Raw genomic sequence first — 22,902 nt, forward strand, 5'->3', positions numbered from 1 at the left:
CCTCTCGAAAAGGTGTTACGTGAGAAGTGAAAAAGAACGTTCTGATCATCGGTGCAGGAGGTGTGGCGCAGGTCGTCGCCCATAAGTGTGCGCAGCATAACGATGTCCTGGGGGACATTCACATCGCCTCGCGCACGGTCGAAAAAGGCCGGGACATTGTCGCGAGCGTCATCGAGAAGAAAGCGCTCAAAAAGCCCGGCGTCATCGAAGCGCATCAACTCGACGCGCTCGATATCGAGGCCACCAAGGCCCTGATCGCGAAAACCCGGTCCCAGATCGTCATCAATGTCGGATCGGCCTTCATCAACATGTCCGTTCTCGAAGCGTGCATCCAGACGGGTGTCGCCTATATCGATACGGCCATCCACGAAGAGCCCGACAAGATCTGCGAGACGCCCCCCTGGTACGGCAATTACGAATGGAAGCGGCGCGAGCGCTGCGAGAAGGCCGGCGTGACGGCCATTCTCGGAGCGGGTTTCGACCCCGGAGTGGTCAACGCCTATGCCGCGCTGGCGGTCGATGAATATTTCGACGAGGTCACCTCGATCGACATCATCGACATCAACGCAGGCAGCCACGGGAAGTATTTCGCGACCAATTTCGATCCTGAAATCAACTTCCGCGAGTTCACGGGCGTGGTCTATTCTTGGCAGAATGGCCAGTGGCAGACCAACAAGATGTTCGAGGTCTCGCGCACCGACGATCTGCCGGTGGTGGGCGAGAGGACGTCCTACCTCTCGGGCCACGACGAACTGCATTCGCTCTCGCGCAATCTCGACGTGCCAGATATCCGCTTCTGGATGGGCTTCGGCGAGCATTACATCAACGTCTTTACGGTGCTCAAGAACCTCGGGCTCTTGTCCGAGCAGCCTGTCGTGACCGCCGAAGGGCTCGAAGTGGTGCCCTTGAAGGTGGTGAAGGCGGTATTGCCCGACCCGTCCTCGCTTGCCCCCGAATATGAGGGCAAGACCTGCATCGGCGACAAGGTCAAGGGCCTCAAGGACGGCGTGGAACGCGAAGTGTTCATCTACAACGTCGCGGACCACAAGGACGCCTATAACGAGGTCGGCAGCCAGGGAATTTCCTATACCGCCGGCGTGCCGCCCGTCGCCGCGGCGATCCTGATCGCCAAGGGCACCTGGGACGTCCACAAGATGGTCAATGTCGAGGAGCTTCCCCCGCAGCCCTTCCTTGGGCAACTCAATGCGATGGGGCTTCAGACCTCGATCCGCGACGAGAATGGCGACCGCGACCTCTCGTTCGAGGACTGGACGCCGCAGACCGACGCGAAACCGGCGCGGAAGTCGGCGCGCTCGTAAGGCCGCTCTTCCATCGCGCTTCAAGCCCGCCCCGCGGAAACACCGGGGCGGGCTTTGTTGTGCTATAGCTCGCGACTGGATTGGAGGAGGCAATGGCAAAACAGGACGGCACGAGAGAGGCGCGCCGCGCGGGCACGGTGCAATCGGTGGAGCGGGCGCTGGCGATCCTCGAAGTGCTGGGCGAGGACGAAGACGGCTTGCGCCTCACCGACCTCGCCACGCGCACGGGGCTGTCCGCCTCCACGGTGCACCGGCTTCTGACGACGCTCGAGCTGCGCCGTTTCGTCCAGTTCGACCCGACCGGCGGCATGTGGCACGTGGGGCGGGCGGCGTTCACTGTCGGATCGGCGTTCGCGCGTCAGCGCAATTTCGTCGCCCCGGCACTGCCGGTCCTGCGGCGCTTGCGGGACCAGACGCGCGAAACGGCCAATCTCGGCGTTATCGACGAAGGCGAGGTCGTGGTGCTCACGCAAGTGGAGAGCCGCGAGATCATGCGCGCGATCACCCGGGTGGGCGGCAGGGCGCCGATCATATCCTCGGGCATGGGCAAGGCCATCCTGGCGTCCTATCCCGAACCCGACATCGACGCCGTCATCAAGCGCTTCGGCATGCGCAAGAGTACCGCCAGGACCATTACCGACCGCAAGCGCCTCGAGGCCGACCTTTCGGCGACCCGCGCCCGCGGCTATGCAATCGACGACGAGGAATATGTCCTGGGCCTCCGTTGCGTCGCCGCGACGGTGTACGATGCCAACGCCGAGGCGCTCTGTGCGATTTCGATTTCGGGGCTTTCCGCGCGGGTGACCGACGACCGGCTGGAGGCGCTTGGCCGGCTCGTCGCGGGCGCCGCACGTGAACTCACCGGTCTCCTGGGCGGGTCGGCGCCATCGCGGTAGAAAAAAATACTCCAAAGCGGTTAGGCCGTACCGATGTAATCGGCATCATAACGATCTGAAACCGGGTTCCCGAAAATGGTTAAGGAAAACTTTCCCTCTCCTGCTACTTGCCATCCATCAAGCAGCTGTCGTATTAATAAGGAAAAATGAATTAACAACCCAGGCGCACCTTTAGCCACCCCAAGATATGCGCGAACTCTTTGGCTGAGGCGAACTTCTTCGCCCAGGGGGACGTTATGTTGGAACTCGCCGACAGCGCCAATGTGCTGGCGCAGATCGAGCACATATACGACGCGGCATTGGAAGGGGTGTTATTCGAGACGGTTCTGGACACCGTAGCGCAATCGTTCAACGGGGCGGTCGTGCTGTTGTACGGGCAGGATACCGTCCGTCAGAACTGCAACTTCCTCATGCACAGGGGGCTCAATTCCGACGCGCTGCGCTCGTACATGACGGGCTTTGTCCAGCGCAATAGCTGGTTCGAACGCCAATGGGCTCAAATGCCTGGCCGCATTTACCAGGACTACGAGCTGCTCGACCGGGAAACATTCGTAAATTCACGCTTCTACAAGGACTGGCTGTCCTGGCAGGGGCCATATGAGGGGGCCACGGGGATGGTCCTGTTTCGATCCGGCACGCAACAACTGGTGCTGGAAGTCCGCTATCCCGAACACAAGGCGGACAGTCTGCGCCAGGAGGCCACCCGCGTACTCGAGCGGCTCGCGCCGCACATGGTGCGCGCTGCGCGGATATTTCACTTCCGCCAGCATCATCCGATGGAAAACCAGTTCATCAACAATATCCTCCAGCTTTTGCCGTTTCCGATCGTGCTTGTCGAGCGCGACGGCCGCGTGCAGAGCATGAATTCGCGTGCCGACGTACTCGCGCGCAAGATGGAGGCCGTCTTCCTGAGCGCCGACGGTTACCTTTATGCCGTCGATCCGGCCGACGACGTGAAGCTCAGGTCGCGGATATCGGAACTGGGACAGGCCTGCCGGCAGAGTTCGGAAATCGTCGTTCTGAAAAAGCACGACAATAGCGGGCACTATTTCGTGTCCATCATGACCCTGGGACCGGCCATCGATACCGCCGGCAGCCCGGGTTATGAGCACTACGGCACTGCCGGGCGCCGGCTCGCATTGATCATCCAGGACAGTGCCGAAGCCTTGCGGCTGACCCATGATGCACTCTGGCGGATCTTCGGGCTGACGAGCGCCGAGGCGGAACTTGCAAGCTCTTTGCTGAGCGGGCGAACAATCGGAGAGTATGCAATCGAGCGCGAGATTTCCAAGCAAACGCTTCGCAATCAACTGGCTTCGATCATGAGAAAAACAGATACGTCGCGTCAATCGCAACTTGTTGCGCTTTTGACACGCTTGGCGGTCTCCGCTGTGAACTGAAATCGTCCTCGCTTGACCCGGTATAACAATAGTTTAATCCTGTAGCCTCAAGATGTGTGCTGCGGAATACCATTTTTCTTTGCCGGTCAGTGCCTTAGGAGGACGATGCGCTCGATTGCCCTGATTCTCGCGTTTGCGATGACCCCGGCTGTCGTCCTGGGGCAGGATGCACCTGCGCAGCCGGCGAACGCTGGCATCACCTTTAACAGCGTTCAGTTCGGCGGCGGCGAGATCTTTCTCGTGCCGGGCTGGGAAGGCGATGCTGTCGCCCCGGGAGAAACCTCCGGGGAGACCAACTACGTCCTGGGCGGTTTTTCCTTTGGCGCCAGCCTGTTTTCCCGCATCGGGGAAGTCGGAGAGGCTCCGATCTATGTAGGATGGACAGGCGCGCTGTTCGTCGGCCTGGGCGAGTCGACCGATACCACGACCTATTCTGGCAACGATCCGCTACTGATCACGGGGCCGACCGGGCCCACCGCCGGTACCATCGACCTGGTGACCGGCTCGGGGGCCGCGACGGCCAGCGGAACGGCCACTTTGACCGACAGCACGGGCGATACGGCCAACGTGACGAGTTCGGCGTCCTCCCCGCCAGGCGATAACGCGGTCGCGCAGTTTTCCGTTACGACCACCGAGACCGGCGCGGCGCTTGTTGCGCTGACCACCGACGGAGCGGGGCCGGACGCGTCGGCGTTCAGCCTGATTGCCGACGATAACGGTTTCGCGCTTGTCGGCGTCGGCGATCTCGAGGATACGACGGTGACGTCCCGTACCAGCGAGACGCTTCTCATGACCAGCCAGAAGGTCATGTTCTCCTCGCCCATCACGCTCGACGACGGCTGGGCGATCACCCCGACGCTCGGCCCGTCCTATAATCTGATCGCGCGCTCGGTCCATCAGGAAACACTCGTGGACGTCGAGGAGCCCGGGGGGCTGGGAGACACGATCCCGCTTTTCGGCATCGAGCATGACGACAATCTTACAGCGCACTATCTGGGCGGTATCATCGGCGCATCGATTTCCGGCCCGATCGCCGACGGATGGCGGTTCTCGGTGGGCACAGAACTCGGCGTCTCGGGCTATTGGGCCGACTACGAGGGAACCGCGGCCGCCGTGATCCCGGGTGTCACCGGCATTTCGCTTCCTGGAACCGACGACTCGCTATCGGGTGCGACGCTCTACAACCGGGTGAGCGGTGGGGTGACCTATCTCGACCAGAACGGGCTTACGCTGAGTTTCGGTGTCCATGTCGAACGGCTCGGTGATGTGCCTTACGTGCAAACGACCGAGGTGAGTTCGCCTGACGCCGATTTCAGCGGTGGCGATACGGAAGCCAACTATTCGGCCAGCGGCGAAACCTACTATGAAAAAAGTATCGCCACTGGCCCTATGTGGAATGTCGGGGCAACGATTTCACTTACCAACCGGTTCTGATCGCCACGGATACGCAGTGGGATCTCCGGGTTACGCGGTATAGCCATCGAGGTCCGCCGTGCACAGTGTTTGGTCTCCATCGGCGGTGACGGTCAACCGTACGATATAGCGGTCCCCGCTGCCGGCATTGATGGTGATGCTGCCGACGACCTGCGGCCTGTCTTTCTCAAGCGCAAGTAGTCCGCGCTGTATTACGCGAGAACTGCCGCTCGCCCCTTCTTTGTTTACTATAAACTGGTAGCTGCCCGAGATAGTGTGGTCAGCCCATACGACACCGACAAGATCGACCCCTGTCGACAATGGCTGGCTCCGTATCTCGCATTGAACCTCACTCATGGCTTCCGCCTCCTGTGGGAGGATCGCGACAAAAATTGCTATAAGGAACACGAGTGACTGCAAAATGAGCCAGCCGCGCGTGCCGTCGATCGATGCGGTCCGGGTCATGAGCGCTCTCCCTCGACCAAAACGACTAGTTCGCCTCGACGTATATCGAGATGGTCCGGCCGCCGACGGTCACGCTCGTTGAGCGGGTATGGCCGGAAAAGCCAGGAAGATCCGTGCTGACCTGGAGACTTGACATTGCGTCCTCGTCACCGGTCTGCGTGTGGTTCTGCGAGTGACCGTGCCCGATCTGCAAGATCGCCGACGTGTTTCTGGAGCCGGTCTGACTCGTCTGCGCGGAGTTGTTGTTGCCCATCTGGATCGTCACAGCGGTGTGACCGCCGCTCTGATACGTGGTTTGGAAATTGCTGAACCCGCCTTGCCTGACGACCGACCAATCGCCGGCCCAGGCCGGTACCGCGAGCAAAGTCAGGGCGGCTGAATACAGGTAGATGCGCATTATAGGTCTCCCATTTCTAGAAGGCGCGCGCAGCCCTTGCCCGTCGTCTGCCTGCTCCAAGACAGGCGGCTCAAGTTACCGCACCTAATCGCCCTCGACATCGTTGCGTATTGCAGTCAAAGGAATGCGCAGGCGGCCGATGTTGCCACCTGCGCAACCCTGGGGACATCAGTTGCCCTGAAGCGTGATCGACACGTTGCCGAAACCGACCTGCTGGGTATCGGAATAGTCGCCATTGCCGGTCTGAACCGTCGTCGAGCTGTTGAAGACGCCCCACTGATCGGTCAGAGACGTGTTGCCGTTGCCGACCTGAATGGTCACCGAGTCATTGGCGCCGCGCTGGCGGGTCATGCTGAGGTTTCCGATGCCGAACTGCCCGGTATACGAGAAGTTGTTGCCGCTAAAGGGCCCAATGCCGGCCTGGTCGGTCAGTTGGCCGTTTCCGATGCCGAACTGGTCGACGATCGATACGTCCTGGGCATATGCGGCGCCCGCGAACAGCGTCACGGCGGCAGCGGCGGATACGATGAGCTTATACATGGTTGTCCTCCAGAATTGGAACGAGTCCGAGATGTGAGAAGCGGAATCCATCCGCGCAGCTTTAGTAACACCGAAGAAGAGAGGTGTTCCGTATGAATAGTGGGGCGTGGAGGCATTACGGATAGGTAGATATTGTGGTGTTATGATTTAACGAATTAGGCAAATGTATTGTTATTGGGCGGAGAGAGTGCTTTTTGGGTATTTTATACCCCGCCTATAGGGCGTTTGAATATTTCGAGCGCGGAAGCGCTGGCGTCGTCGCGAGATGCACTAAAGGCATGGTATATTTGCGCTTCGGAGGCGGGCCTGGACGGCCGAAGGAGCTTCAGCGCCGGCGCCGCGGAGCAGGATCGTTAGGACGCGGCCGGTCCGTCGTCCTCGAACGCGGCCAGCCATTTTGCCAGCAGCGTGTCCAGCGCGGCCCGCTCGGCGTCGCTGAGCGCGGCGGTGAGCCGGTGCTGGTTGGCGACGTGCTCGGTCACGGCCTTTTCGATGAGCGCGTGGCCGGTATCGGTGAGCCCGATCAGGAAGCCGCGGCCGTCTTCGGGATTGCGACGGCGCTCGACGAGGCCGATAGCCTCGAGCCGGTCGATACGGTTGGTCATGGTGCCGGAGGTGACCATGGTCCATTCGATAAGCGCGGAGGGGCTGAGCGCATAGGGCGGGCCGGAACGGCGCAGCGTGGCGAGCACGTCGAACGAGGCACGGTTGAGCCCGTGCGCCATGAAGGTCTTCTCCATGCCATGCCCCAGATGCTGCGCGAGGCGGTTGAGCCGCCCCAGCGTACCCATCGGCCCGACATCGAGATCCGGGCGCTCGGCCCGCCATTGCGCGAGTATTCGGTCGACCTGGTCCATACGCCCGAGCATTGCCGATGGTTATCTTGACGTCAAGATTATTTGTTGTTACCTTGACGTCAAGATAAAGGATAGTCCGCGATGCGCTCTCCCGACCTCGTCCTGACCGCCATGGCGCCCGCGATATGGGGCACGACCTATATCGTTACCACGCAGATGCTGCCCGACGGTTTTCCGCTGACGGTCGCCATGCTCCGGGCGCTGCCCGCGGGGCTGCTCCTGCTGGCGATTGCGCGGCGCCTCCCGCCGCTCGCGTGGCTGCCCAAGGTTTTCGTCCTCGGGGGCCTCAATATCGCGATCTTCCTCTCGTTGCTGTTCGTCGCCGCCTACAGGCTACCGGGCGGGCTCGCAGCAACGCTCGGCGCGATCCAGCCGCTCATCGTGCTGCTGCTCGCCCGCGGGCTTTTGGGCACCGGCCTTCGCCCCGCGGGAGTCGCGGCGGCGTTGGCAGGCATGGTGGGGGTCGGGCTCCTCGTGCTCGGGCCGGACGCCGCGCCCGATCCTATCGGCATTGTCGCGGCGCTGGGCGGTGCGCTGTCGATGGCAACGGGCAATGTTCTGGCGCGCAGGTGGCAGCCGCCGGTTTCCGCGCTCACCTTCACCGGCTGGCAGCTGACCGCAGGGGGCATCCTGCTGCTGCCGGTGGCGCTTATCGTCGAGCCGGGCTTTCCCGTGCCCAGCGCCCTCAATCTCGCGGGTCTCGCGTGGCTGGGGCTGGTCGGCGGCGCGCTTGCCTACGTTTTCTGGTTCCGTGGTATCGCGCGGCTCGGCCCGCCGGCCGTCACGGCGTTCGGTTTTCTCAGTCCGCTGAGCGCGGTCGTTCTCGGCTGGGCCGTCCTGGGGCAGGCGCTGACGCCGGCCCAGGGGCTGGGCGCCCTCATTGTGCTGCTGAGCGTCTGGTTCGGGCAGCAGGCCGGGCGGCGGGCCCGTGCGATCCCGCAATCGCAGGAAGCGGCCGCATGATATGCGGGCATCGCTGGCGCGACGGGCGGTGCGTGGAAGGCGAAGCGGCAGCATAGGCCGCTCCGCCTGCGGCCCGTGCCTACCGGCCCATGACGAGGCCTTCGCGGCGCTTGTCAGCGGCGCCGATAGCCCCTCGTCGGTGGCCAAAGCATCAGCCCGGCGTTTCGAAATCGTTGCATGATGTGCCTTTTGTGGATGTCCGGTCTTTCGCAACCGGCATGCCATCAGAGTGCGCATCGCGCGAAGGCGCTAGTCGTGAGTGTGGCAGGCTGCAGCGGCGCCGTTCTCGGGCGCCGCCGCAGGAACCTCATTCCGCGGCCGCGGTGCTGGCCGAAACGCGCGTCTTTGCCGGGGCGAAGACCACATAGGCAAAGAGCAGGACGCCCGCAAAAGCGACCAGCGGACCGATCTGCACCAGGGGTTCGAATGCGAGATTGCCCTGAAGCAGGAAATAAAGCCCCACGATCATGACCGCTACACCCAGCGTGTAGACGCCATACTGGATCATCGGGATGCGCCCGGCCGCCTTGGCGGGATTGAGCGCGTAGTACGTACCGAACAGCGCGCTCGTGACCCATCCGAGCAGATTGAGATGCGCGTGAGCGCCGGTGACGTTGTGAACCCCCGAAATCGCCATCTGCAAACCCATGCCGATACCGATAATCAGAAAAATAATGCCAGTCTGAAAATACAGGTGTGAGATCTTAGGCATTTTACCCTCCTCGCGGCGGGCATACCATGTTCGGCGAAGTCGAGCCCGCGCCAATACAGTCTATTACAAATTCTATTCGAAGTAATCTGTAAAAGCAGAGACGGCGGGGCGCGGAGAGAAAATAAACGGGTTACATCCACTTGGTGTCGGATGATCCGGAACGCGCGCATACCACGGCGTGGGTGGCGATTTCGATATGGACCGGCATTTCAGGCCGTTGCATGGCTCCATGGGCATCTGGGCAGCAGACATGTGGCGTGGTGCCAAGATGCTCCGCACACGCCGATTGACTCCCGCTCCAATCTGAGTCGTAATAGAACAAAATAGGAACATTGGCCATGGATCGCACCGAGCATATCCATGCGCTGCGCCAGGTTCTCACGCGGCTCGATCCGGGGCAGGCGGGAACGACGAACCGTTTTGCTTTCGGGGAAGCCGCGCTCGACGCTCAGTTGGGCGGTGGGCTTGCGCGCGGCGCTATTCATGAGGTTTTCGCACCCGCGACCCCTGCCGCGCCCGCGGCGGCAGGGTTCGTGACGGGGCTGGTTCTGCGCGCCGCCGGGGCGAAGGGGCATGTCGTCTGGATCCGCCAGCGCCACGCCCAGGACGAAACCGGCAAGCTCTATCCGCAAGGACTGGCCGAGATGGGGCTGGCGCCGGAAAACCTCACCCTCGTTTTGGTCAAGGACATCACCGACGTCCTGCGTGCCGCGCTCGAGGCGGCGCGGTGCAAGGCGCTCGGGGCGGTGGTGATCGAGCCCTGGGGGCGCTCGAAACATCTCGATATGACCGCCACGCGGCGGCTCTCGCTGGCGGCGGGGGAAACCGGGGTGACCGGTTTTCTCTTCCGCGTCGCCGCCGGGCCAGAGCCGAGCGCGGCGGCGACACGCTGGCAGGTGAGGGGGTACCCAACCCGCCCGCTCGCGGCGGGGGCACCGGGATTTCCAGCGTTCGAGGCGACGCTTTTGCGGCATCGTGAAGGCCTCGCACAAACCCTTTGGCATCTGGAGTGGAACCGTGACGCACTCAGGTTCAGCGCCCGCCCGGAAACCGTCGAGACCGGCTTTGCGCCGGTCCCGGCGCTATCTGGCGCTGTGGCTCCCCTACTTCTCGACGGACCGGCTGCATCGCACCTCGGACGCGCTGGCTGACCTGCCCCTGGCGCTCGCCCGAAAGGAGGTGAACGCCATGCGCATCACCGCCGTCGACGCTGCCGCGCGGGAAAAGGGGCTTTATCCCGGCATGACCCTCGCCGACGCCCGCGCGCGGGTGCGGCCCCTGCGCATCCTCGAAGCCGACCCGGACGCGGACGCGGTGCTGCTCGAAAAGATTGCCGACTGGTGCGACCGCTTCAGCCCCATTCTCACGCTCGACGGGTCCGATGGGCTGCTGCTCGACATCACCGGTGTGGCGCATCTTTTCGGCGGCGAGACCGGGCTGGCGCGCGATCTCAAGCGCAGGCTCCATGCACTTGGGTTTGCAACCAAAATCGCGATTGCGGGAACCGCGCTTTCCGCCCATGCGCTGGCGCGTTACGGCAAGGGCGGGATCGTGCCCCCGGGCGCGGAGAGCGAGAAGGCCGCGGAGCTGCCGGTCGAGGCGCTCGAGGCGGGGGGCGATGTGACCCGCGCATTGCGCCGGGCCGGGCTCGAAACGCTCGGCATGCTCGCCGAACGTCCACGAAAACCGCTCGCGGCACGGTTCGGTTCGGCATTCACCTGGCGGCTGGCGCAGATCTTGGGCGAAGGCGACCAGCCCCTGTCCCCGCGCCGGCCCTTGCCCGTCTTTTGCGCCGAACAGCGCTTTGCCGATCCGATCGGGCTTTTCGAGGATATCGAAGCCGCGCTCAAAACGCTGGCGCAGGACCTTTGCACCGGGCTCGAACGCGAGGACCAGGGCGGGCGGTGTTTTGAGGCAAGCTTTTTCCGCGCCGACGGAACGGTGCGGCGGATCGAACTCTTGTCCGGCCAGCCATTGCGAGAGCCTGCGACGCTCCTGCGGCTTTTGCTCATGCGGCTCGACGCCCTCGCCGATCCTGTCGATCCGGGCTTCGGCTTCGACATGATCCGGCTCGCGGCGGTGGCCGGAGACAGCGCGCCGCCCGCCCAGGCGCTGCTCGACGGCAGCGAAGCGGACGGGCAGGCGGTCGAAGACCTCGTCAACCGCCTCGCCGCGCGGTTCGGCGTCGAGGCCGTGCAGCGCTTCGTGCCGCAGGATAGCCATATGCCCGAATATGCGGCGAAAGCCTGGCCGGCGATCTCGGAGCGCGCAGGCTCGGGAAGCTGGTACAGGGGGGAGGCGGACGATCCGCCCTTGCGGCCGCTATTCCTGTTCTCGCCGCCCCAGCGGATCGAGGCGCTGGCCGAAGTACCCGAGGGGCCGCCGGAACATTTCTTCTGGCGCCGCGTGCGCCACACAGTGGTCCGCGTCGAGGGACCCGAGCGGATCGCGCCCGAATGGTGGAAGTCCTATGAGACGCGGAACACGCGGGACTATTTCCGCATCGAGGATCAGACCGGCCAGCGCTTCTGGGTCTATCGCGACGGGCTTTATGACCGCGATCCCGCGCCCATCCACTGGTACATCCACGGTATATTCGCATGAGCGAAACCTTGCCCGTCCCCCGCTTCGCCGAACTTGTCGCGGCGAGCAACTTCTCCTTCCTCCACGGGGCCTCGCACCCCCAGGACATGGTGCTTGCTGCGCTCTTGCTGGGGTATCGCGGGCTGGGGATCGCCGACCGCAATACGGTCGCGGGCGTGGTACGGGCCTATGGCGCGCTCGAGGATCTGCGCGAGGGGATATTGCCCGTCGAGAAGCTGCGTGAAGGGAGCGGGCCGGGGGAATATGTGCTCATCGAGCGTTATGCGGACCTCAAGCTGCCCTTTACGCTTGAGGAGATGCAGGAACGCGCCAAGGCGTTCAAGCTCGCGGTGGGCGCGCGGCTGGTCTTTGCCGACGGCACGCCCGACATTGTCGTTTACCCCGAGGACCGCGACGGTTGGGGGCGGCTGTGCCGGATTTTGACACGGGGCAATCTGAAAACGCGCACGAAAGGGGAATGCGTGCTCGAATTCCCCGATCTTCTGTTCCATTGCCGCGGGCTTTCGATGATCGTTATCCCCGAGGCGCGGGACGATACGCTCGAAACCGTGCTCACGCGGCTCGCCATCGCCGCGCCCGGCGCCGTGCGGCTGGCCGCGCGCATGCAGTATAAAGGCACCGACCGGCGGAAGCTCGTCGCGCTCAGGGAGATCGCCGCGCGCACGCGGGTGCCGCTCATGGCCACCAATGACGCGCTTTATCACGCGGTCGAGCAGCGCGATCTGCAGGACGTCCTCACCTGTATCCGCGAAGGGGTGCGGATCGACCAGGCCGGGACGCTGCTCGAAGCCAATGCCGAGCGGCATTTGAAGGCTCCCGCCGATATGGCGCGGCTGTTTACCGGGGCGCCCGAGGCGATTGCCGAAACGCGGACCGTTCTCGACCGGATCGAATTCTCGCTCGATCAGTTGCGCTACGAATATCCCGAAGAGGCGACGCCGCCAGGCTGGTCGCCACAGGAATGGCTCGAAGAGCTGACCTGGCGGCACGCAGCGATGCGCTATCCCCAGGGCGTCCCCGAAAAGGTCGAAACGCTCATAAAGAGCGAATTGGCGCTGATTAAAAAGCTCGACTACGCCTGCTATTTTCTCACCATCCGCGACATCGTCCGGGTCGCCGAGGACAAGGGCATCCTGTGCCAGGGACGGGGCTCGGCGGCCAATTCGGCGGTCTGCTATGCCCTGGGGATCACGGCGGTGGACCCGGCCGAACACGAACTCTTGTTCGCGCGGTTTCTCTCCGAGGAACGCCGCGAGCCGCCCGATATCGACGTGGATTTCGAGCACGAGCGGCGCGAGGAGGTAATCCAGCATATTTATGAGTATTACGGCCGCGAGCGCGCCGGAATCGTCGCGACGGTGATCAGCTACCGGCCCAAGAGCGCCATCCGCGAAGTGGGCAAGGTGTTGGGGCTGAGCGAGGACGTGACCGCGCTCATCTCCTCGACTGTCTGGGGAAGCTGGGGCGGGGTCGGGAGCCCGGAAAAGCACATCAAACAGGCCGGGCTCGATCCGGAAAACCCGCAGATCCTGCGTACCATGCTCTATGCGGCAAGGCTTTTGGGCTTTCCGCGGCACCTCTCCCAGCACGTGGGCGGGTTCGTTCTGACCCAGGGGCGGCTCGATGAATCGGTACCCATCGGCTATGCGGCGATGGACGACCGCACCTTCATCGAATGGGACAAGGACGATATCGACCGGGTCAAGATGATGAAAGTCGACGTGCTGGCGCTCGGTATGCTGACCTGCATCCGCAAGGCGTTCGAGTTGATCTACACCAAATACGGCGTTGCCTACGATCTCGCCAGCGTGCCCCAGGAAGACCCCGCGGTTTACGACATGCTGCAAAAAGGAAATTCCGTCGGCGTTTTCCAGGTCGAAAGCCGGGCCCAGATCAACATGTTGCCCCGCTTGAAACCCAAAACCTTCTACGACCTCGTCATCCAGGTCGCCATTGTCCGGCCCGGGCCAATCCAGGGGGACATGGTCCATCCCTATCTGCGCCGCCGCAATGGCGAGGAAGAGGTGGAATATCCCTCTCCAGCGCCTCCGTACGATCCCGACGAACTGCGCAAGGCGCTCCATCGCACGCTGGGTGTGCCGCTCTTTCAGGAACAGGCCATGAAGATCGCCATGGTCGCCGCGGAGTTTTCAGACGTCGAAGCCAACCGGCTGCGCAAGGCGATGGCCACGTTCCGGCACAACGGTACGATCGGACAGTTCCGTTCGATAATGGTCGAACGCATGATCGCGCGCGGCTATTCGCGGGAGTTTGCCGAACGCTGCTTCAATCAGATCCAGGGGTTCGGCGAATACGGCTTTCCCGAAAGCCACGCGGCGAGCTTTGCCAAGCTTGTCTATATCTCGGCCTGGATCAAATACCACTATCCCGATGTCTTCGCCTGCGCGCTGCTCAACTCCCAGCCGATGGGGTTCTACGCGCCCGCCCAGATCGTGCGCAGTGCACAGGAAAATGGGGTCGAGGTGCGCCATGTCGATCTCAACGACAGCTTCTGGGACAATACGCTCGAGGTGCGCGAGGGTGCAAAATGCGCCCTGCGGATCGGCTTCCGGCAGATCGACGGCTTTCACGAAGACTGGGCGGGAAAGCTCGCCGCGCGGCGCGGGCAGGGGTATGCGAGCGTCGACGATGCGTGGCGCCGCACGGGACTGCCGCGCCGCGCTTTTTCGCTGCTGGCCGACGCCGACGGCCTGCGTTCGATCGGCGCGGACCGGAGAGAGTCGGCCTGGGCGGTACGGCGCCTGCCGGGCGACGAGCCGTTGCCGCTGTTCGAACACGCCGACGGGCGCGAACTGGGCGAGGAAACCGATATGGATCTGCCGCAAATGGCGCTCTCCGAGCATGTGGTCATCGACTACCAGACCATCAGGCTCTCGCTCAAAGCCCATCCCATGCGGTTCCTGCGCAAAATGTTCGACGCCGAAGGGGTTGTCAGCTGCGCAGGGCTCGGTGCCTTGAAGGATGGCGCGCGGGTGCGGGTTGCCGGCATCGTCCTGGTGCGCCAGCGCCCGGGCAAGGGCAATGCGATCTTCATGACCCTCGAGGACGAAACCGGCATCGCCAACGGCCTGATGTGGGCCCGCAGGTTCGAGGCTTACCGCCGCGAAATCATGGGCTCACGCCTGGCGGTGATCGAAGGGCAGGTGCAAAAGAGCAAGGAAGGCGTCATCCATATCATCGCTTCGGCCGTCGAGGACCGATCCGACGCGCTCAACGCGCTTTCCCGGGGGGGCGGGATATCGGGCGCCACTGCCACAGGTGGTACGGGCGTCGGCCATCCCCGCAACGTCCGCATCGTGCCCAAGTCGCGCGACTTTCATTGAAGCGCCCCAACAGGCCCCCGGCATAAGAAAAGGCCCGTTCCGGCGGAACGAGCCTGAAATATGCACCATGACGGGCGGGCGATATGCCGCCCGATATTGCCGGCTCAGTTTGGGCTGGCGGAGGTCGGCGAGCCGATAGAGGCAACCGGCGTTTCCGACCCCGCTGCCACGGCGGACGCCAGCTGGGTGACCTCGGCGGCCTGCACGGGATCGCTGATCGCGCTCGCAACCTGGCTGAGCCCCGCGGCGATTACCTCCGGAATGGCACCGCCCTGGCTCGCCTCGCCAAGCGCAACGGCAACCTCGCCCAACGCGGCGTCGATCTCCGCCGGGCTCAATCCGGCAGCTTCCAGTGCGGCAACATAGGCTGCGACGGCAGCCTGACAGATTTCAATGGTCGCCCCTTCCGCCGTGCACGCACCGGTGACGCTGGAAAGATCGGGTGTTGCGGTAACCTGCGAATAGGCAGGGATTGCAAGGCCTACCGCCAACATGGCTGCAAGGCCCAAAGACTTGAACGAAACGGTCATCCTGGCGCTCCAAGAGGGTTAATTTTGAGTATACTAATTCAAGCCCATGCGAGCGTCAATCATACCCCAACCTTCACTGTTGAGGCGATGGAAACGACAGTTCCTTTCGAAGGGAAGATTGTAGATTTGCCGCAAATAGATAGTTCTAAAGGGAAACGCCGCAATGGCGTAAATGCATAAAAAATATTTTTACAGTTTTATGACGGAGAAATATGACGAATGTCGTTTCCATTGCCCCAAAAAACGAAAATTAATACTCAAATGGTTTTAAACGAGCCTTGGAGAATTGGTGGGCATTTTCAAATTCACGATCAATGTATTTTTAAGTATATATTGGATCGCAAATTGAAAAAATCACAATAAGAATTCTTGATTTCGTGGTTACGTGATATAAAAAACAGAAAGAATAACAAAAACGTAGCGATGATACCTGAGATATTAATAATATAAATCGTTAAAATTAAGAGTATGCCTAAATAGTGTGCAGGAAACTTAAAGAATGGGACTTGGAAGTGCAGGAGGTTAGAAGTAAACCGCGAGTCTTGGTGTGAATCGCGGGCGAGTTATGCGTTTGGAATGACTCAGATACGCGTCCAGTGCATGGCGCGATAAGAAAGAAATCGGGAAAACTCTTGAGAAAGCGGCGATTTCTAAGCGATTGGCCCAAAACGGCACCGACAACAATTGGCGATTAATGCCCTGTCAGGGTTAACCAAACCTCAATGCGCGGTTCCAAACGTGGTCAAAGTTGTGCACTATCCCCGGCAGTCGGCTCAAGCGGGCCGGCGGTGCTTACTGAAACTGGCGCGAGAAGGGGACGCACAGTGTTTGGGCATACGCACGATACCGCCGACGCGAACGGTATGGGGACGGCTTTCGGCCATGGCGCCGATCAGCCGCGCCCGGCGAGCGGGTGGCATAGATCCGCTTCGGGAGCGCTGGAAGCGACACCTTCCGGTTTGAGCCTCATCCTGCAGGACAATTGGCCCGTCGAGACGGAACTCACCGTGCAGCGCAGGGTGCAAATGGCGGCAAAGCGCGTCATCGACATCGTACTGAGCCTTTCCGCACTGATCTTTCTTGGCCCCTTTCTGGCTCTGGTTGCAATTGCAGTCGTCACGACGAGCAGGGGCCCGGTCTTTTTCAAGCAAGTGCGGGAGGGGCTCGATGGCGCGCCATTCGAGGTCTATAAATTCCGCTCGATGTATACCGACCGGTGCGATACGACCGGCGTCGCCCAGACAAAGGCGGGCGATCCGCGCCTGACCCCGATCGGCCGCTTCCTGCGCCAGACAAGCATCGACGAATTGCCGCAATTGCTGAACGTGCTTAGGGGCGATATGTCGCTGATCGGTCCCAGGCCGCATGTTTACGATATGCTGGCAGGCGGACGGCGCTACAACGAGCTCGTGCCGTACTACGCTGCCCGGCACGCGATGAAGCCCGGGATTTCGGGCTGGGCCCAGGCCAACGGGTTGCGCGGGCCGACGGACGACGCCGCCGTCGCATGGGCGCGCATAGACCACGATCTGGCCTACATCCAGAATTTCTCCCTTCTCCTCGATCTCAAGATCATCTGGCTGACCATACGCCGGGAGTTCATCGGCGGGACAGGCATATGAAGCCTTCAGGCAACAATTGCGCATTCAATTGGGATGTTCGCCCGGATGCTGCACGGACAATAGGCGGAGTCGTCATACAAGGCAGACGCATCTGCTATAGTGCAGCCCTCGCGTAACGGAGGTTCTTCTATGCGCATTACAATGATTGGTTCGGGCTATGTCGGCCTTGTGAGCGGCGCCTGCTTTGCCGATTTTGGCCACGACGTGACATGCGTCGATCTCAACGCCGAAAAGATCGAAGCGCTCAACAACGGCCAGATCCCGATTTACGAACCCGGCCTCGACCTTCTGGTTGCCGAGAACGCCAGGGCGGGCCGCCTGAGCTTCACCACCGACCTCGCACCCGCGGTCGCCGCCGCCGACGTGGTCTTTATTGCCGTCGGCACGCCCTCGCGGCGCGGCGACGGCCATGCGGATCTGAGCTATGTCTATGGCGCCGCCGCCGATATCGCCCGCGCCATGAACGGGTTCACGGTCGTCGTGACCAAATCGACGGTTCCGGTCGGCACAGGCGACGAGGTCGAGCGCATCATCGCCGACACCAATCCGGATGCCGACGCCGTGGTGGTCTCGAACCCGGAATTCCTGCGCGAAGGCGCGGCGATCGAGGATTTCAAACGCCCCGACCGGATCGTCGTTGGGATTGAGGACGCACGGGCCCGCCATGTGATGGAGGAGGTCTACCGCCCGCTCTATCTCAATCAGGCGCCGCTTGTGTTCACGGGCCGCCGCACGGCCGAGCTCATCAAATACGCCGGCAACGCCTTCCTCGCGATGAAGATCACCTTCATCAACGAAATGGCGGATCTGTGCGAGAAGGTCGGCGGCGACGTGCAGGAGGTCGCCCGCGGTATCGGGCTCGACAACCGCATCGGCCCGAAATTCCTCAATGCCGGCCCGGGCTACGGCGGCTCGTGTTTTCCCAAGGACACGCTTGCCCTGGTCAAGACAGGGCAGGACCACGAAGCGCCGCTGCGGCTGGTCGAGGCCACGGTGGCGGTCAACGACAGCCGCAAGCGGGCCATGGGCCGCAAGGTCGTCGCCGCGTGCGGCGGGTCCGTCCGCGGCAAGCGCATCGGCATCCTTGGCTTGACGTTCAAGCCCAACACCGACGATATGCGCGACGCACCCTCGATTGCGATCATTCAGGCGCTCAAGGATGGCGGGGCAACCATCAAAGCCTTCGATCCCGAGGGGATGAAGGCCGCACGCGCCGTGATCGACGGCATCGAATACGGCACCGACGCCTATGACGTCGCCGAGGGCGCCGACTGCCTCGTGCTGGTCACAGAGTGGAACCAGTTCCGCTCGCTCGATCTCGAACGGCTCAAGACGGCGATGAGCGGCCGCGTTTTCGTCGACTTGCGGAACGTCTATGGCCGCTCGGATCTCGAAGAGGCCGGGTTCGACTATCACGGGGTCGGACGCGCCGCCATGCCCGCTGCGGGCGCCAAGATGGCGGATGCGGCGGAATGAAGGTCTTCGTCACCGGAACCGCCGGATTCATCGGCTTTCATCTGGCGAAACGCCTGATCGCCGATGGCCACCTCGTTGTCGGCTACGACGGCATGACGCCTTACTATGACGTGACGCTCAAGACCCGCCGGCACGCGGTGCTCGGCAAGACCAACGGCTTCCGCGCCCATACCGGGATGCTCGAGGACAAGGATGCACTCCGCAATGCCATCGACGATTGCCAGCCGGATATCATCATCCATCTCGCGGCGCAGGCCGGTGTGCGCTACAGCATCGAGCATCCGGAAACCTACATAAGTTCCAATCTAGTGGGGACCTTCAATCTCCTCGAACTCGCACGCGAAATCGCTCCCAAGCACCTGCTGTTGGCATCGACCAGCTCGGTCTATGGCGGGAACGAAGACATGCCCTTCAAGGAGGCGGCGCGTACCGATTTTCCGGTTTCGCTCTACGCGGCCACCAAGAAGGCCACGGAGGCGATGAGTCATTCCTATGCCCATCTGTGGGGCATCCCGACCACCTGCTTCCGTTTTTTCACCGTCTACGGCCCGTGGGGCCGGCCCGACATGGCGCTCTTCAAATTCGTCTCGGCGATCGAAGAGGGGCGCCCCATCGACGTCTACGGGGAAGGGCGGATGGCCCGTGACTTCACCTATATCGACGACCTCGTCGAAGGCATCTGCCGCCTGATGGACGCCGTGCCGGCGGCCGGCCGGCCCGTGGAGGCCGAAGGCGTTGCGGACTCGCTTTCTCCTGTCGCGCCCTGGCGCGCCGTCAACATCGGCGGCGGCAATCCGGTGGGGCTGATGGAGTTTATCGAGGCCGTCGAAGAGGCGCTGGGCAAGCGCGCGCAAAAGCGCATGCTGCCCATGCAGCAGGGGGATGTCGTTGCGACTTCGTCCGATGACGGGCTTTTGCGCGCGCTGACCGGTTTTGCGCCGGGCGTCGGCGTGAAAGAGGGCGTATCGGCTTTCGTTGAATGGTATCGGAGCTATTGCAATGTCGGCGAGCATGAGGGAACGGCATAATGTGCCAACGGTTACGATCGGTGCGTTTCCCACGGTTTCGCTGACGCGTCGCCGGCTCGCCGAAATCATGGTCGCCGATGGCATGGCGGCGCGGGAGGCGGGGGGCGCCTGGCTGCCCAAGGCGGTTTTCTCATCCAATGGCCAGGGCATAGCGCTCGCGGGGCGGGATGCCGATTTCGCACGCGCGATGGCCCAGGCCGATGCGATCCACGCCGACGGCATGTCGGTCGTCAAGGCCTCCGCCCGCACCCGCGCGCCCTTGCCCGAGCGCATCGCGACGTCCGATTTCTTCCACGACGCTGCGGTGGCCGCGAGCGCGCACGGCCTGCGCTTCTTCATGCTGGGGGCCTCGGAACGGCAAAATGCCGCCGCGGTGGAGGCGGCGCGCCGGATGTATCCCGATCTGCAGATCGTCGGGCGTCATCACGGGTATTTCGGCGAGGGTGACGATGCGGCGATCTGCGAAATGGTACGGGCCTCCGGCGCCGACGTGCTCTGGGTCGCCCTGGGCAAGCCGCGCCAGGAATTCTGGTCGATCGCCAACCGCGAGCGGCTGGCCGGTGTCGGCTGGATCAAGACCTGCGGCGGGCTCTACGCCTTCCTCGCCGGCGATGCACCGCGCGCCCCGCAATGGATGCAGGATATCGGACTCGAATGGCTCCACCGCGTGCTCGACGACCCCAAGCGGCTCGCCTGGCGCTATCTCACAACCAACCCGTATTCGCTCTACCGGCTGATGCGGCATACAGAGCGGGGGTGAGGGGGCGGTGGGCAAGAATTTTATGTTTCGTCTGGCGCAGTTCGGCCTCATGCACATCTGGCCGGCGCTTGTGCTCGTAGTGGCCGCGATCGCCCTACCGCCTGCCGACACCGGCGCTGTCGCGGTCATAATGTCCATCGCTACGCTGTTCCGGCCGCTTGTAGGCTTCTCGCTTGGGCGCGCCAGCATCCGATATATCGGTCATGCCCGGGGGCTCGACGCGAACGCGCAGGAGTATGCCAGTCTTGCGTTCAGCGTGGCATTGGTTCTGTCGATGCCCGCCCTCGCGATCCTTGCGGTGGCTATAGGGTACTCTACCGTCGTGTACGACATGCAGGCCGGCTCTTCGACCGTCATAGCCGCCGTTGTCTTCAGCTATCTCTATGGCCTTACCGAATTCCTCGACGGCCTCTATCGCGCCGAAAACAAGTTCCAGCCGTTGGCCGTGGCCTTAATCGTCAGCAGGCTTGTTGCTTTCGGGCTTTTCTTTGGCCTGACGCTGGCCCCCCGCCTGGACGTGCTGCTGGGCGTTCTGGCGTTGAGCGAGGTGGTTTGCGTACTCATGCTGGGCACCGCTTTTGTGCGTTCGCATCGGCTCACCCCGGTAACGATGATCCGGGTCATCCGCGCTCACAGGGATGAAACTATCGAACTTTTGCGATATGCGGTGCCGGTCGTCATAAATGCGCTGGCGGTATATCTTTATGCGCGCGCGATGGTGTTGATCGTAGGCTTGTTCGTGCCACCTGCCGAGGTCGGCGGATTTGAACTCGCGGTCCAGCTCACCAATCTGCCGATGGCGTTCACGATCGTGGTCGCGACGGTCATCTCGCCCAAGGCTGCCGAAATGTTCGTTGGCGCGACGCGGGAACGCCAGAGCCTGAGGGTTCTCTTGTCCCAGGGCGCGTCCTTTGCGCTGTGGCTCAACACACTGGCGGCGGCGTTCTTGCTGCTTGTCGGTCCGGTCGCCCTGGCCTGGCTGGTTCCCGATCTGCCCGCGGCCGCCATTGTCCTGATCATCCTTTCGCCCCTTGTGGCCGTCAAAGCGTTCGCGCAGATCTTGTCGGGCGAGATCTCCGTCGCCGTCGGCCGTGCGGGCACGACGGCACGCATCACGCTTGTCTTTGGCGTCCTTAATGTGATTGCCGGGCTCACGGGCGGGTATTTGTACGGCGTCGTGGGTGGCGCCATCGCCATGGTACTGGTGCATACGGCTGCTGCGGCTGTTTCGGTCTGGCTGTTGAGCAGGCAGACGGACCTGTTTTTACGCTATCGCGCCGGCGCTGTTGCATCAGGTGTCGCGATCGGCAGTCTGCCCGCCGTCGTCCTGGTGCTCATGGCGCGGGATATTCCGGCTTTGGCGGTTATCGGTGGCACGATGCTTCTTCTGGCCGGCAATCTGGTTGTGCTGCTGGTCTCGGCCCGTTTCCGGTTGCCGTTTCACAAGCCACTCGTCGACGGTTTTCGCATGCTGCTGCCGCCGCGTCCAAAGTACAGCCTGCTGCGCGACCTGCCGGCCGAACCAGATCTCAGCGGGCACCCCGTGGTGGTGTCGTCCCTCGCGTATCTTGAGGCCGCGCATCCGGGGCTCGACCGGTTCTGGAAAGGCACGGCCAACACGCCAGTGGCAGATTGGTCATTTCTGGCGCACGCCGATTATGTCTATGCCAAATGGTTGCTCGGCCGGGAAAGCGAGCTGTCGCCCAAGGCGGCCGAGGCCTTCGCGGACGCGGTGGGTAAAGCCAAGCTCGCGGGGAGCACAGCGCCAGGAAAGCAGATGTTGCCACACTTGACCGCATACACGCTCGGAGCGCTGAACATCCTGGCAGCGGCAGGCTACGACATGCGCGAACAGGTTTACGCCGATCTCGAGCTTGACCTCGACCGGCTGATTGACGCCGAAACCAAATTGCCCAAATGGCCAGCAGCATGGTCGCACCACGCCTGGCGGGTAAGCCACTGGCTTGGAGGGATTCCCGCAATACTGCTCAATTTCGCGCGTTTCGACCCCAAGAAACAGGTCGATGAGCGCCTTGTCCACGATGTTCTGGAAGCCTGCGACGCCAAGATATTGTCTCCGGAAACCGGGCTGATGCGCACCTACCGCTCAGACGCGGTGCAAAGCGCCTTCCGCGCGGCATATCGGCTACGTCACCGTCCCGAACTGGCAGACGTCGGTGGTCTCGTTCACATTCACTGGGTCAACTACGCGCTTGGCCGCGACTATCGCGCCGTAAGGACGCTGTTGCAAAGCACGACGACGCACATGCTTGAGCACTACCCGTTCCTCGAGGGAAGCCCTTATTGCCTCGATTTCGATTATGTTCAGTTGCAGCGGACGGCGCTCGAGCAGGACAGCCAGTACGATGCGTGCGCGCTCATAAGGCGGAATGACGTGCTCATCACAGACCTGGTGCGCTATCTGTCCTCAATTCGGCAGACCTACAAGTTGCACAGGCTCCCCGGCGCTCTCGCCGCGCTTCACGAAGCGACCATGATCGCTGGCCACGCTGTAGTTCCGGGTATCGGCACGCCGCCGCGGGACGTTATTAAAACCGCGCTCTGGCTCTGAGGCG

General features: G+C 62.5%; 19 protein-coding genes. 13 read left to right on the forward strand and 6 right to left on the reverse strand.

Annotated features, from left to right (window positions below):
- The first annotated feature begins 26 nt into the window (after positions 1-26).
- The 4 genes from LSG43_RS07000 (at position 27) to LSG43_RS07015 (ending at position 5,049) form a co-directional block, all read left to right on the forward strand.
- Positions 27-1,319 carry a saccharopine dehydrogenase family protein gene (locus tag LSG43_RS07000; protein ID WP_231802398.1) on the forward strand — a complete coding sequence of 431 codons (1,293 nt, stop codon included), beginning with the start codon at positions 27-29 and terminating at the stop codon, positions 1,317-1,319.
- Positions 1,320-1,411: 92 nt separating this feature from the next.
- Complete coding sequence (locus LSG43_RS07005; protein WP_231802400.1) at positions 1,412-2,215, forward strand: IclR family transcriptional regulator; 804 nt, start codon at positions 1,412-1,414, stop codon at positions 2,213-2,215.
- 236 nt (positions 2,216-2,451) lie between these two features.
- Complete coding sequence (locus tag LSG43_RS07010; protein WP_231802402.1) at positions 2,452-3,615, forward strand: helix-turn-helix transcriptional regulator; 1,164 nt, start codon at positions 2,452-2,454, stop codon at positions 3,613-3,615.
- A gap of 105 nt (positions 3,616-3,720) precedes the next feature.
- The gene (locus tag LSG43_RS07015) at positions 3,721-5,049 is read left to right on the forward strand and encodes a hypothetical protein (RefSeq protein WP_231802404.1); all 1,329 of its coding nucleotides are present in this window, start codon (positions 3,721-3,723) and stop codon (positions 5,047-5,049) included.
- A 30-nt stretch (positions 5,050-5,079) separates the two neighbouring features.
- Here LSG43_RS07015 and csgH read toward each other — a convergent pair whose 3' ends face one another.
- From csgH to LSG43_RS07035, 4 genes are all read right to left on the reverse strand, one after another.
- Complete coding sequence (gene csgH, locus LSG43_RS07020) at positions 5,080-5,493, reverse strand: curli-like amyloid fiber formation chaperone CsgH (RefSeq protein ID WP_231802406.1); 414 nt, start codon at positions 5,491-5,493, stop codon at positions 5,080-5,082.
- Positions 5,494-5,518: 25 nt separating this feature from the next.
- Positions 5,519-5,890 (reverse strand): hypothetical protein, encoded by a 372-nt coding sequence (locus LSG43_RS07025; RefSeq protein ID WP_231802408.1) that lies wholly within the window; start codon positions 5,888-5,890, stop codon positions 5,519-5,521.
- Between the two features lie 168 nt (positions 5,891-6,058).
- Positions 6,059-6,430, reverse strand: a complete 372-nt coding sequence (locus LSG43_RS07030; protein WP_231802410.1) for a hypothetical protein — start codon at positions 6,428-6,430, stop codon at positions 6,059-6,061.
- A 353-nt stretch (positions 6,431-6,783) separates the two neighbouring features.
- Positions 6,784-7,287, reverse strand: a complete 504-nt coding sequence (locus LSG43_RS07035; protein WP_439652015.1) for a MarR family winged helix-turn-helix transcriptional regulator — start codon at positions 7,285-7,287, stop codon at positions 6,784-6,786.
- Between the two features lie 81 nt (positions 7,288-7,368).
- Between LSG43_RS07035 and LSG43_RS07040 the strand changes: the two genes are divergently transcribed.
- A complete protein-coding gene (locus LSG43_RS07040) occupies positions 7,369-8,250 on the forward strand; it encodes an EamA family transporter (RefSeq protein ID WP_231802414.1) in 882 nt (293 codons plus the stop codon).
- A 307-nt stretch (positions 8,251-8,557) separates the two neighbouring features.
- Here LSG43_RS07040 and LSG43_RS07045 read toward each other — a convergent pair whose 3' ends face one another.
- A complete protein-coding gene (locus tag LSG43_RS07045) occupies positions 8,558-8,962 on the reverse strand; it encodes a hypothetical protein (RefSeq protein WP_231802416.1) in 405 nt (134 codons plus the stop codon).
- Between the two features lie 338 nt (positions 8,963-9,300).
- Between LSG43_RS07045 and LSG43_RS07050 the strand changes: the two genes are divergently transcribed.
- The 3 genes from LSG43_RS07050 to LSG43_RS07060 are packed head-to-tail and all read left to right on the forward strand — an operon-like array spanning position 9,301 to position 14,910.
- On the forward strand, positions 9,301-10,113 hold the full coding sequence (locus LSG43_RS07050; protein ID WP_231802418.1) for an ImuA family protein: 813 nt from the start codon (positions 9,301-9,303) through the stop codon (positions 10,111-10,113).
- Complete coding sequence (locus LSG43_RS07055) at positions 10,028-11,566, forward strand: Y-family DNA polymerase (RefSeq protein WP_231802420.1); 1,539 nt, start codon at positions 10,028-10,030, stop codon at positions 11,564-11,566. The genes LSG43_RS07050 and LSG43_RS07055 overlap by 86 nt, the downstream gene beginning before the upstream one ends.
- Positions 11,563-14,910, forward strand: coding sequence for an error-prone DNA polymerase (locus LSG43_RS07060; RefSeq protein ID WP_231802422.1), 3,348 nt, complete (start codon positions 11,563-11,565; stop codon positions 14,908-14,910). The genes LSG43_RS07055 and LSG43_RS07060 overlap by 4 nt, the downstream gene beginning before the upstream one ends.
- Positions 14,911-15,014: 104 nt before the next feature.
- Here LSG43_RS07060 and LSG43_RS07065 read toward each other — a convergent pair whose 3' ends face one another.
- Positions 15,015-15,440: a hypothetical protein gene (locus LSG43_RS07065; protein WP_231802424.1), complete on the reverse strand. Its 426-nt coding sequence runs from the start codon at positions 15,438-15,440 to the stop codon at positions 15,015-15,017.
- A gap of 824 nt (positions 15,441-16,264) precedes the next feature.
- On the opposite strand from LSG43_RS07065, the gene LSG43_RS07070 reads away from it, so the two are divergent.
- The 5 genes from LSG43_RS07070 to LSG43_RS07090 all read left to right on the forward strand — a co-directional run bounded on the left by LSG43_RS07070 (position 16,265) and on the right by LSG43_RS07090 (position 22,898).
- Positions 16,265-17,062, forward strand: a complete 798-nt coding sequence (locus tag LSG43_RS07070; RefSeq protein ID WP_231802426.1) for a sugar transferase — start codon at positions 16,265-16,267, stop codon at positions 17,060-17,062.
- Positions 17,063-17,191: 129 nt separating this feature from the next.
- Positions 17,192-18,538, forward strand: a complete 1,347-nt coding sequence (locus LSG43_RS07075) for a UDP-glucose dehydrogenase family protein (protein ID WP_231802428.1) — start codon at positions 17,192-17,194, stop codon at positions 18,536-18,538.
- Positions 18,535-19,566: an NAD-dependent epimerase gene (locus LSG43_RS07080; RefSeq protein WP_231802430.1), complete on the forward strand. Its 1,032-nt coding sequence runs from the start codon at positions 18,535-18,537 to the stop codon at positions 19,564-19,566. Before LSG43_RS07075 ends, LSG43_RS07080 begins: the two co-directional genes overlap by 4 nt.
- Position 19,567: 1 nt before the next feature.
- Complete coding sequence (locus tag LSG43_RS07085; protein ID WP_231802432.1) at positions 19,568-20,326, forward strand: WecB/TagA/CpsF family glycosyltransferase; 759 nt, start codon at positions 19,568-19,570, stop codon at positions 20,324-20,326.
- Positions 20,327-20,348: 22 nt separating this feature from the next.
- Positions 20,349-22,898, forward strand: coding sequence for a lipopolysaccharide biosynthesis protein (locus tag LSG43_RS07090; protein WP_231802434.1), 2,550 nt, complete (start codon positions 20,349-20,351; stop codon positions 22,896-22,898).
- Positions 22,899-22,902 lie beyond the last annotated feature (4 nt).

The organism is Pelagibacterium xiamenense, assembly GCF_021166475.1.
Lineage (GTDB): Bacteria > Pseudomonadota > Alphaproteobacteria > Rhizobiales > Devosiaceae > Pelagibacterium > Pelagibacterium xiamenense.

Coding starts and splice junctions, on each gene's coding strand:
- LSG43_RS07025 (WP_231802408.1), bottom strand. CDS start 5,890: ATGCGCATCTACCTGTATTCAGCCGCCCTGACTTTGCTCGCGGTACCG.
- LSG43_RS07090 (WP_231802434.1), top strand. CDS start 20,349: ATGTTTCGTCTGGCGCAGTTCGGCCTCATGCACATCTGGCCGGCGCTT.
- LSG43_RS07060 (WP_231802422.1), top strand. CDS start 11,563: ATGAGCGAAACCTTGCCCGTCCCCCGCTTCGCCGAACTTGTCGCGGCG.
- LSG43_RS07075 (WP_231802428.1), top strand. CDS start 17,192: ATGCGCATTACAATGATTGGTTCGGGCTATGTCGGCCTTGTGAGCGGC.
- csgH (WP_231802406.1), bottom strand. CDS start 5,493: ATGACCCGGACCGCATCGATCGACGGCACGCGCGGCTGGCTCATTTTG.
- LSG43_RS07010 (WP_231802402.1), top strand. CDS start 2,452: ATGTTGGAACTCGCCGACAGCGCCAATGTGCTGGCGCAGATCGAGCAC.
- LSG43_RS07040 (WP_231802414.1), top strand. CDS start 7,369: ATGCGCTCTCCCGACCTCGTCCTGACCGCCATGGCGCCCGCGATATGG.
- LSG43_RS07005 (WP_231802400.1), top strand. CDS start 1,412: ATGGCAAAACAGGACGGCACGAGAGAGGCGCGCCGCGCGGGCACGGTG.
- LSG43_RS07050 (WP_231802418.1), top strand. CDS start 9,301: ATGGATCGCACCGAGCATATCCATGCGCTGCGCCAGGTTCTCACGCGG.
- LSG43_RS07015 (WP_231802404.1), top strand. CDS start 3,721: ATGCGCTCGATTGCCCTGATTCTCGCGTTTGCGATGACCCCGGCTGTC.
- LSG43_RS07065 (WP_231802424.1), bottom strand. CDS start 15,440: ATGACCGTTTCGTTCAAGTCTTTGGGCCTTGCAGCCATGTTGGCGGTA.
- LSG43_RS07035 (WP_439652015.1), bottom strand. CDS start 7,287: ATGGACCAGGTCGACCGAATACTCGCGCAATGGCGGGCCGAGCGCCCG.
- LSG43_RS07080 (WP_231802430.1), top strand. CDS start 18,535: ATGAAGGTCTTCGTCACCGGAACCGCCGGATTCATCGGCTTTCATCTG.
- LSG43_RS07030 (WP_231802410.1), bottom strand. CDS start 6,430: ATGTATAAGCTCATCGTATCCGCCGCTGCCGCCGTGACGCTGTTCGCG.
- LSG43_RS07045 (WP_231802416.1), bottom strand. CDS start 8,962: ATGCCTAAGATCTCACACCTGTATTTTCAGACTGGCATTATTTTTCTG.